This is a genomic window from Collinsella aerofaciens (assembly GCF_039752985.1).
In the GTDB taxonomy this organism is placed as follows: Bacteria; Actinomycetota; Coriobacteriia; order Coriobacteriales; family Coriobacteriaceae; genus Collinsella; species Collinsella aerofaciens_BT.
This window is the reverse complement of sequence record NZ_JBDMHA010000080.1, coordinates 1-7,768: the sequence shown is the minus strand read 5'-3', so window position 1 is coordinate 7,768 and position 7,768 is coordinate 1. Positions and strand designations below refer to the sequence as shown.

Annotated in this window: 3 protein-coding genes; all 3 read right to left on the bottom strand. The window is 60.9% G+C overall.

Annotated elements, in window-relative coordinates; genetic code table 11:
- Nucleotides 1-231: 231 nt before the first annotated feature.
- Nucleotides 232-2,412 (bottom strand): hypothetical protein, encoded by a 2,181-nt coding sequence (locus tag ABHR76_RS09045; RefSeq protein ID WP_346977447.1) that lies wholly within the window; start codon nucleotides 2,410-2,412, stop codon nucleotides 232-234.
- A gap of 184 nt (nucleotides 2,413-2,596) precedes the next feature.
- Nucleotides 2,597-4,486, bottom strand: coding sequence for a carbon starvation CstA family protein (locus ABHR76_RS09040; protein ID WP_346977445.1), 1,890 nt, complete (start codon nucleotides 4,484-4,486; stop codon nucleotides 2,597-2,599).
- Nucleotides 4,487-5,294: 808 nt separating this feature from the next.
- Nucleotides 5,295-7,679: a tRNA (adenosine(37)-N6)-threonylcarbamoyltransferase complex transferase subunit TsaD gene (gene tsaD / locus ABHR76_RS09035; RefSeq protein ID WP_346977444.1), complete on the bottom strand. Its 2,385-nt coding sequence runs from the start codon at nucleotides 7,677-7,679 to the stop codon at nucleotides 5,295-5,297.
- Nucleotides 7,680-7,768 lie beyond the last annotated feature (89 nt).

Genomic DNA, 7,768 nt, shown 5'->3' with positions numbered 1-7,768 from the left:
GGCCCATAACGACCAAGAGCGCCTTGCATCTAGAATTATCAGCCCTGTTCCGAAAAGCGAGCCGCATGCGACAACCAAGTAGCCGCAGGCCCCGGGAGAGCGGGGACACCGGCTTAGGTTTATCGCGAGTTCCGCACGAACAGGAGGCCACTTAATGTGGCCTCCGTCGTGAGCAGGACTGTAGAGCAGGAAACCTAAGCCGGTGTCCCCGCTCTCCCGGGGCCGAACGCCCTAGTTGTTGAGCATGCGGTCGAAGCTTCCCGAGTCGCCATCCCGATAGTCGGCGGTCATCAGAATCTCCTGCGGAATGCGCCCGCCTTCACGTAGCACGTTGCGGAACTGCACGCGCGTAACCATGGGCAGATCCTTGATCGTCGCCGCCAGGTTCTGCGGCACGCCCTGGTTGGCAGCCGCGGGCTCGCACTCGCCGCCGGCCTTCACGCGACGCTTATGCTCGGCGAGCATGGCGCGGTACATGCCGGCATGCAGGCGAATCTCAACCACATTGGCATTGCGAGTCTGCTCGACAATGCGCGCGCCCTCGCGATCGATATCGCCTACGTAGTAGACGTAGTTAAAGCGATAGCCAATCTCGGCCAGATAATCGTCCAAGGCATGCGAGACGCTCGCCTTGCATCCGCCGCCAAAAATCACGCCGCCCACCTTGATGCCAAAGAGCTTGGCGTGCTTGCGGCCACGCAGCAGCTTGACGATCTCGTCGTAGGTGTCCAGGTTCTCGACCATAATGAACGGCTTGTCGGCGCCCAGCGTAAAGAAGCCCGTAAAGTGCACGGGGCGATTGGGGGCGACCTTGATCGCCTGCATGCTGATGCCCTTTTCGGTCATACGCCTGATCAAGCGCTCACCGTGCTTGCCGTCAAAAGCCTTCTCGTCGTTAAAGATCTGGTAGGCACGCTGACGGCGCGAGGCAACCGGCGTATCGGCACCTCGGTTCTGCTCGATCCAAGCCTGGATGATTGCGATTTCCTCGGCAATCTTGCGGTTGGACATCTCGTTGTGCTGAGTGCGCTGCGGAGCCTTTTTGCCGTCCTTGCCCTCGACCTTTACGATCTGTGTCTGCTGCTCCTTGATCTTAGAGAGCGCCGTAGGCGTAGGGACAACCTTGAACAGCTGCCTGCCTAAAACGCGGGCAAGGGCAAGCGCCGAGACCTCGCCGTGGGCGGCCGACTCGGGCTGCTGGGCAGCAGTATCTACTGCGGCAGACTCCGGCTTCTTCTGAGACTTGCGCTTAGAATCGCCTTGGGGATTGCGCTCGCGCTTCGGCATAGACGCCTGCTTCTGCGGACGATCGGACTTGCTCTCCTTCGCTGACTGGCGCTTAGGCTGCCCCGAAGAAACCTCGGCCTTCGCATCCTCGTTCTGCGGCGTGGTCTTCTCGGTTGCAGTCTCGGCATGGGAACTGCGGCCCCCACGATGGCGACGGCGGCGAGGCTTGCTCGACGCGCCCTGCTCCGTCTGCTCATCAGTAGGCTGCTGGCCCTTGGCCTCGGCATCAACCTCAAGCTGCGGCTCAACAGGCTTTTGCTCGCGAGCCACCGGCTCAACGGCCTTCTCGTCCTTCTCGCCCTGAGTGGTCGAAGCCGGTTCGCTCTTCTCCTGACGCCTTACGGGATACGCGCGCCCCTCAAAACCACGTCCGGGACGGCATGAACCCGGAGCCTTCTTGGCCGGTTCATCGGACGCGTCAGCAGCCTCGACGGAATCCTGGACCTCGCATGCGGCACCTCGCTGCTCGGCCTTAAAGTGGGCACCGCGGCGACGCTTGGGCTCCTGGATCTCAGCATGCTCTTGAGCGAGAGTCGGCTCCTGCATCCCGACGGGCTTTTCCTCGACGGCCTCAGCATCCGTCTCACCCTTTTGAGCAACGGCGCGACGGAAGCGCTCCTGCTGGGCGCGGCGCTGCGCATCGCGCTTGCCACCCCCACCAAAACCGCCGCGTCCTGCCTTGGCCGTAAAGGCACGCACGACGTTCTCATCGAGCAACTCATCGGTATCGACATGCTCGCGCGGAGCAACTTCTTCCACAGCAGGCACGTCAGCAGAATCCTCGACGACAAAGTCTTCGACGGACTCGGTAGGTTGTTCCTGGACATCGCTGATCTCGGCATTGATGGTATAGAACGCCGGGCGCCCGTTAATGCCGCTACCCTCGATCTTTGTCACGATTTTTGCCGCGATAAGCTCATCGCGCATCGCCTTGGTGTCACATTCCTTATCGACGGAGCGGAAAATCTGCGCCAGCGCACTCGACTTAATCTTGAGCGCCTTGCGGCAGAGCAGGTCGTAGGCAACCAGCTTGGCACGCTCGGCAGAAAGCGACGTCTGGCTGCTCAGACGTTCAGCCAGGGCATCGACATTATTTTGGTTATCGGAATATACCGTCTTGGCCACGGGGCCCCTTTCATATGTACACATATACGTCTATATGGTACAACGCACGCCCTTATCCACGCAAAACATCTGCGAGAACACTCGAGCGTCACCAGCTTTTGCATGAAAAAAAGACCGAGCCCGCGAAGTCGCGGATCCGGTCTTTCCGAGTCATATAGATGTGACGTTCAACGCGTCAGGTCGACTAAGCCTTGGCGGCCTCGGCGTCGACAGGAGCCTCGGCAGCAGCAGCGCGGCCATACTCGGCCTTGCCCATCTCGGACCACTCGGGCTCCTCGTCGGGCATGGAACCGGCCTCCTTGCCGAAGAACTCCTTGAGGCAGTTAACGGCAACGATGAGGCCCAGGACCATCAGCAGGACGGCGAAGACAAGCTGCAGGCCCTTGGTGGCGGCGACGGAGACGGCGGCCGTGGTGGCGGTAGCCGGGATGGTGCCGAAGAAGCCGTAAGCCTGGACAGCGGCCATGCAGCCCATGGCGCTCTGGACCAGCGAGGTGAAGGTGCAGCAGAGCAGGAAGGCGACGGGCACATAGAGCATCCAGCCCTTGCGGCCGGTGCACTTGCAGAACACGGCGAGGGTGATCATGGTCATGCCGCCGAGCAGCTGGTTGGAAGCACCAAAGAGCGGCCAGATGTTGGCATAGCCACCAAAAGCGAGGGCGAGACCGGGAAGCAGGGTAACGACCGTGGCGAACCAGGGGTTGCCGAGGACCTTCATGTAGCCGGCCTTGGACTCGATGGCCAGGGCATCGTTGGTCTGGGCAAAGAACTCGGAGAACGAAGTGCGGGCGATGCGGGCGACGGCGTCGAGCGAGGTCAGGGCCAGAGCGGAAACATTCATGGTCATGAAGACGGTAGCGAGCGTGCCGTCAACACCGAAGGCCTGCATACCGCGGGAGATGCCAGCGGCGAAGATCTGGAACGGGGTGGAAGCGACACCGGCGTTGAGGGCGCCGGTACCGGCGGTGTTCATGTCGGAGAACATGATGCCGGCGACGATGATGGCAAGGATGCCGACGAAGGACTCGACGATCATGGCGCCGTAACCGACCTTGACGGCGTCCTGCTCCTTCTCGACCTGCTTAGAAGAGGTGCCGGAAGAAACGAGGCTGTGGAAACCGGAGAGAGCACCGCAAGCGACGGAGACGAACAGGACCGGGAACATCATGCCGGAGGCAGTGGAGAAGCCGGTGAAGACCGGAGCGGTGATAGTGGCCTGACCGTTGACGCCCAGGACGACGATGCCGAGGACAGCGCAGACGATCATGACGATCATCATGATGGAAGTGAGGTAGTCACGCGGGGTCTTGAGCATCTGGATGGGCATAGCGCCAGCGAAGACCAGGTAGACCATGACGACGGCGAACCACTGGAACTTATCCAGGTAGACCGGGAACTGCATACCGACGGCGAACATGAGAACCATGAGGACAACGCCGGTGACGAACTCGGCAGCGCCGGTGAGGTTGAACTTCTTCTGGGCCCAACCAAAGGCGATAGCGACGAAGGTGAACAGGATGGAGATGGTACCAGCGCAGCCGGCGGCATAGGACTTGGTGAAGTCGATGGCACCGGTAGCAGCACCAGAAGCGTCAACGGCCGGGGTGAACATGAACGTCTTGCAGACCATGTCGGTGAAGGCGGCGATGACGATGATGCAGAACAGCCAGCAGAACAGCAGGAACAGGCGACGGCCGGTCTTGCCGATGTACTTCTCGATGAGCTGAGCGAGCGACTTGCCGTTGTTCTTCATCGAAGCGTACAGGGCACCAAAGTCGTGGACGGCGCCAAAAAAGATGCCGCCGACGAGAACCCAAAGCACAACGGGCAGCCAGCCAAAGGCCATGGCGACGATCGTACCCGTGACAGGGCCGGCACCGCAGATCGAGCTAAACTGGTGCGAAAACGCGGTGAAGGCAGAGACAGGCGAGAAGCTCTTGCCGTCCTTCATGCGTTTGGCCGGCGTGAGGGCCTCTTTGTCAACACCCCACTTGTTGGCCAGCCAGCGGCCATAGCCCAGATAGCCGCAGGCGAGCACCGCCGCGGTCACAACCATGAGCAAAACTCCGTTCATGTCATTTCCTCCTCTAAAAAGAACTTCTCAGACATAAAAAATGAGGGCCGTCGGTTGCGCTCGACGGCCCTCATCTTCATCAGCCGCCCGTTATCGTACGGGCTAGCTGTATGTGCTAACCCGCATCAGATAATTACTACGCTGATAATGTTTAGCTGATGCGTGAACATGTCTAAGAAATCCTCTTCAATCATGATGCGAACGATCCGTGCGTGTTCACATCCCCCAGTGGTTGAAAAGGAGTATGAAACTTTAGTTACCTAAAGTCAACGCAAATTTGTAATGAATTTTCAACTTTTTTGGATTTCTCGGTATAAAACGCCACTGACCTCGGACTTTACCCCACGACAGTTTTTGCATGAGAGATGCCCCTGAGAGCCGCGGGAGCCGGGCGGCGCATATGAACTTTCCTGCTCTACAGTCCTGCGCAAGACGGAAAGCACATTAAGTGCTTTCCTTTGCGTGCGGAGCTCGCGATAAAGTTCATATGCGCCGCCCGGCTCCCGCGGCTCTCAGGGGCTCTCATCCCAAATGCGGAGCAAAGCTCCGCACGCCAGCTTTTTCTTTCAGCTAAAGAACGCCGGAAATTCGACGCTGGCTTGTTAACCTTGCTGGACGTTGTCGGCGCCAAACCAGCCCAGAAGCTATATCGATACAGAAAGGTCCCCGGACGGAGGGGCCGGATATAAGGTTTATCGCGAGTTCCGCACGCAAAGAAGGCCACTTAATGTGGCCTTCGTCTTGCGCAGGACTGTAGAGCAGGAAACCTTATATCCGGCCCCTCCGTCCGGGGACCGCGCCGTACCAGCTACAGCGTCATGTTCGGATCGGCGTCGACATCGAACGGCGAGATTTCACCTCGGTCGAATTTACGGCGAGCGACCTCCGCGATCATGGCTGCGTTATCGGTACAGGCAGACAAGGGCGGCACCGTTACGCGAATCCCCTGACGCCCAAGCTTCTTGATCATCATCTCGCGCAGATGCGGGTTGGCCGAGACGCCGCCACCGATGCAGTATTCCTTGCATCCGGTAGCGTGCAGTGCGTTTTTGGCCTTCTTGTACTGCACGTCAAAGACAGCCGCCTCAAACGAAGCTGCCAGATCGGGCAGGTGAATCGTGCGCCCGGCCTTGGTCTCCTGTTCAATGTAGAGCGTCACAGCCGTCTTGAGGCCCGAAAGCGAGAAGCGGTAGTCCCCCCTGCTGTTAAGCGCACGGGGGAAATCGATCGCCTTGGGGTTGCCCGTCTCGGCCAGCTTGGAAATGATGGGGCCACCGGGATAGCCCAGACCCAACGCCTTGGCTACCTTGTCGAAGGCCTCGCCCACAGCATCGTCGAGTGTCTCACCGAGCACCTCGTAGTCGCCCCATGCCTTCACGTGCACGAGCATGGTGTGCCCGCCCGAGACAAGCGTGAAGATGAACGGCGGCTTGAGGTCGGGCTGCGCCAGCAGGTTGGCAAACAGGTGCCCCTCCAGATGGTTGACGCACACGAGCGGCTTGCCAGCAGCGTAGGCAAAGCCCTTGGCGAAGGCGACGCCAACCACGAGCGCGCCCACCAGGCCCGGACCCTGCGTCACGCCCACGGCGGCAAGCTCACTTGGTGCAATGGCTCCGCCCGTAAGGCCCAGCGATGCTGCGGCATCCTCGAGCGCCGCATCCACGACACTCACAATCACCTCAACGTGCTTGCGCGAGGCGATCTCGGGCACCACGCCGCCAAAGCGGGCGTGAAAATCAATCTGTGTCGACACCTGGTTGGCCAGCATATTGCCATCTGCATCGATTATCGCCACGGCCGTCTCGTCGCAGGAACTCTCGATAGCGAGCACTAGGTGGCGGCGCTCAATTTCGGCGCGTTCCTCGACGGTGCGCTCGGGTGCAGGTAGCGGCCATACACGCTGCTCAGCCGCCGTCGGCTCGGGCGAAGCGTTGTCGACCGGGAGCACCAAGGGCAGCGGCGCCGTCATGACGATGGCATCTTTGCCAACACCGTAGTAACCGCGGCGCCGTCCTGCCTCGGTAAAGCCCAGAGCGTTATAAAGCGCGATCGCTCCCTCGTTGCCGTCCTCGACCTCGAGCGAAGCCGTGGTGCAGCCGAGCATCTGGGCATCATAGCTCACATGCGACAGCAGCTTGCGGGCAATGCCCTCACGGCGATGTGCCGGGTCGACGGCGACATCCAGAATCTGCACATCACCGTCCACGACCATACCGCCGGCAAGGCCCAGCAGCTTGCCGTCGTCGTGTGCCACCCACCAACTACGCGGCGCAGCGACGTCCTCGCCCAGTTCGGACAGGAACATGCCCGGCGTCCACGCCTCGTGTCCGGCACCTTCAAAGCAGGCAGCCTCCAGCGCGCTCGCGCCCTCGGCATCCGCCGCGCCCATGGGACGGAACTGCAGATGACGACCGGCGAGCTCATCGGCAACACCCGTAATTTCGCTCTGCGCACTCTCGGCAAGACCAAGACGCTTGCGCTCGTTTTCCTCGGCATCCGAAAGGCGCGTGTAAATCGGCAAGACGCGGGCCGGATCGCCGTCACCCGCAGCGTGCGCGAGCAGCAAGCCCTCGCCCGAAGGCCACCACAGGTCGCGCTCCACGCAGCGGGCGGTCTCGTCCTCGCCCAGCAGCTTGCCATAGCGCACGAGACCGTCACCGGTCAGCTGAACCTGGTCCCAGTCCGCTGCTTGGCGCCACTCATCGAGCGCAACGGCGGCCTTGACCACGTGTTCGCGCTCAAATTGACGCTCGGGACCCTCATCGACCAGCATATACAGCGCCGGATATACCTCACCGCGCATAGCATCGGCCAAGATACCAAGCTTGCCGCGCACGCCAGCCTTCCACGCCGTCCAAGCGCAAGCGTCGAGCGTCGACACGCCCAGCAGCGGAACATTGGCACCACGCGCGAGGCCCTTGGCAGTGGAGATGCCGATACGCACACCCGTAAACGACCCCGGGCCGCGGCCGACCACATAGCAACCAACATCGCTGCGATCCAGACCGGCTTGAGCCAGCACGCCATCAACGGTATTCACGAGCTCAACGTTGGCGTGACGGCGACACATGTGGTCGCCACTCACGAGCTTCGTCTCGCCCGTCTGCCCATCAATCCAGCTTGCCGCGCAGGCAAGCATGTCGGTCGAGGTATCGAGCGCCACCACCAGCGCGTTGTCGTTATGCAAGCTCATCTTGTACAGCCCTATCAATCAAATGGGAAAGCTCCATTGCGCGGTCACCGTGCGCCTCAAGCGTTATCGTTCGCACATCGCTGTCGCCC

What these genes read in the sequence shown, in the direction of transcription:
- ABHR76_RS09040 (WP_346977445.1), bottom strand. Translation starts at nt 4,486, where the DNA reads ATGAACGGAGTTTTGCTCATGGTTGTGACCGCGGCGGTGCTCGCCTGC.
- tsaD (WP_346977444.1), bottom strand. Translation starts at nt 7,679, where the DNA reads ATGAGCTTGCATAACGACAACGCGCTGGTGGTGGCGCTCGATACCTCG.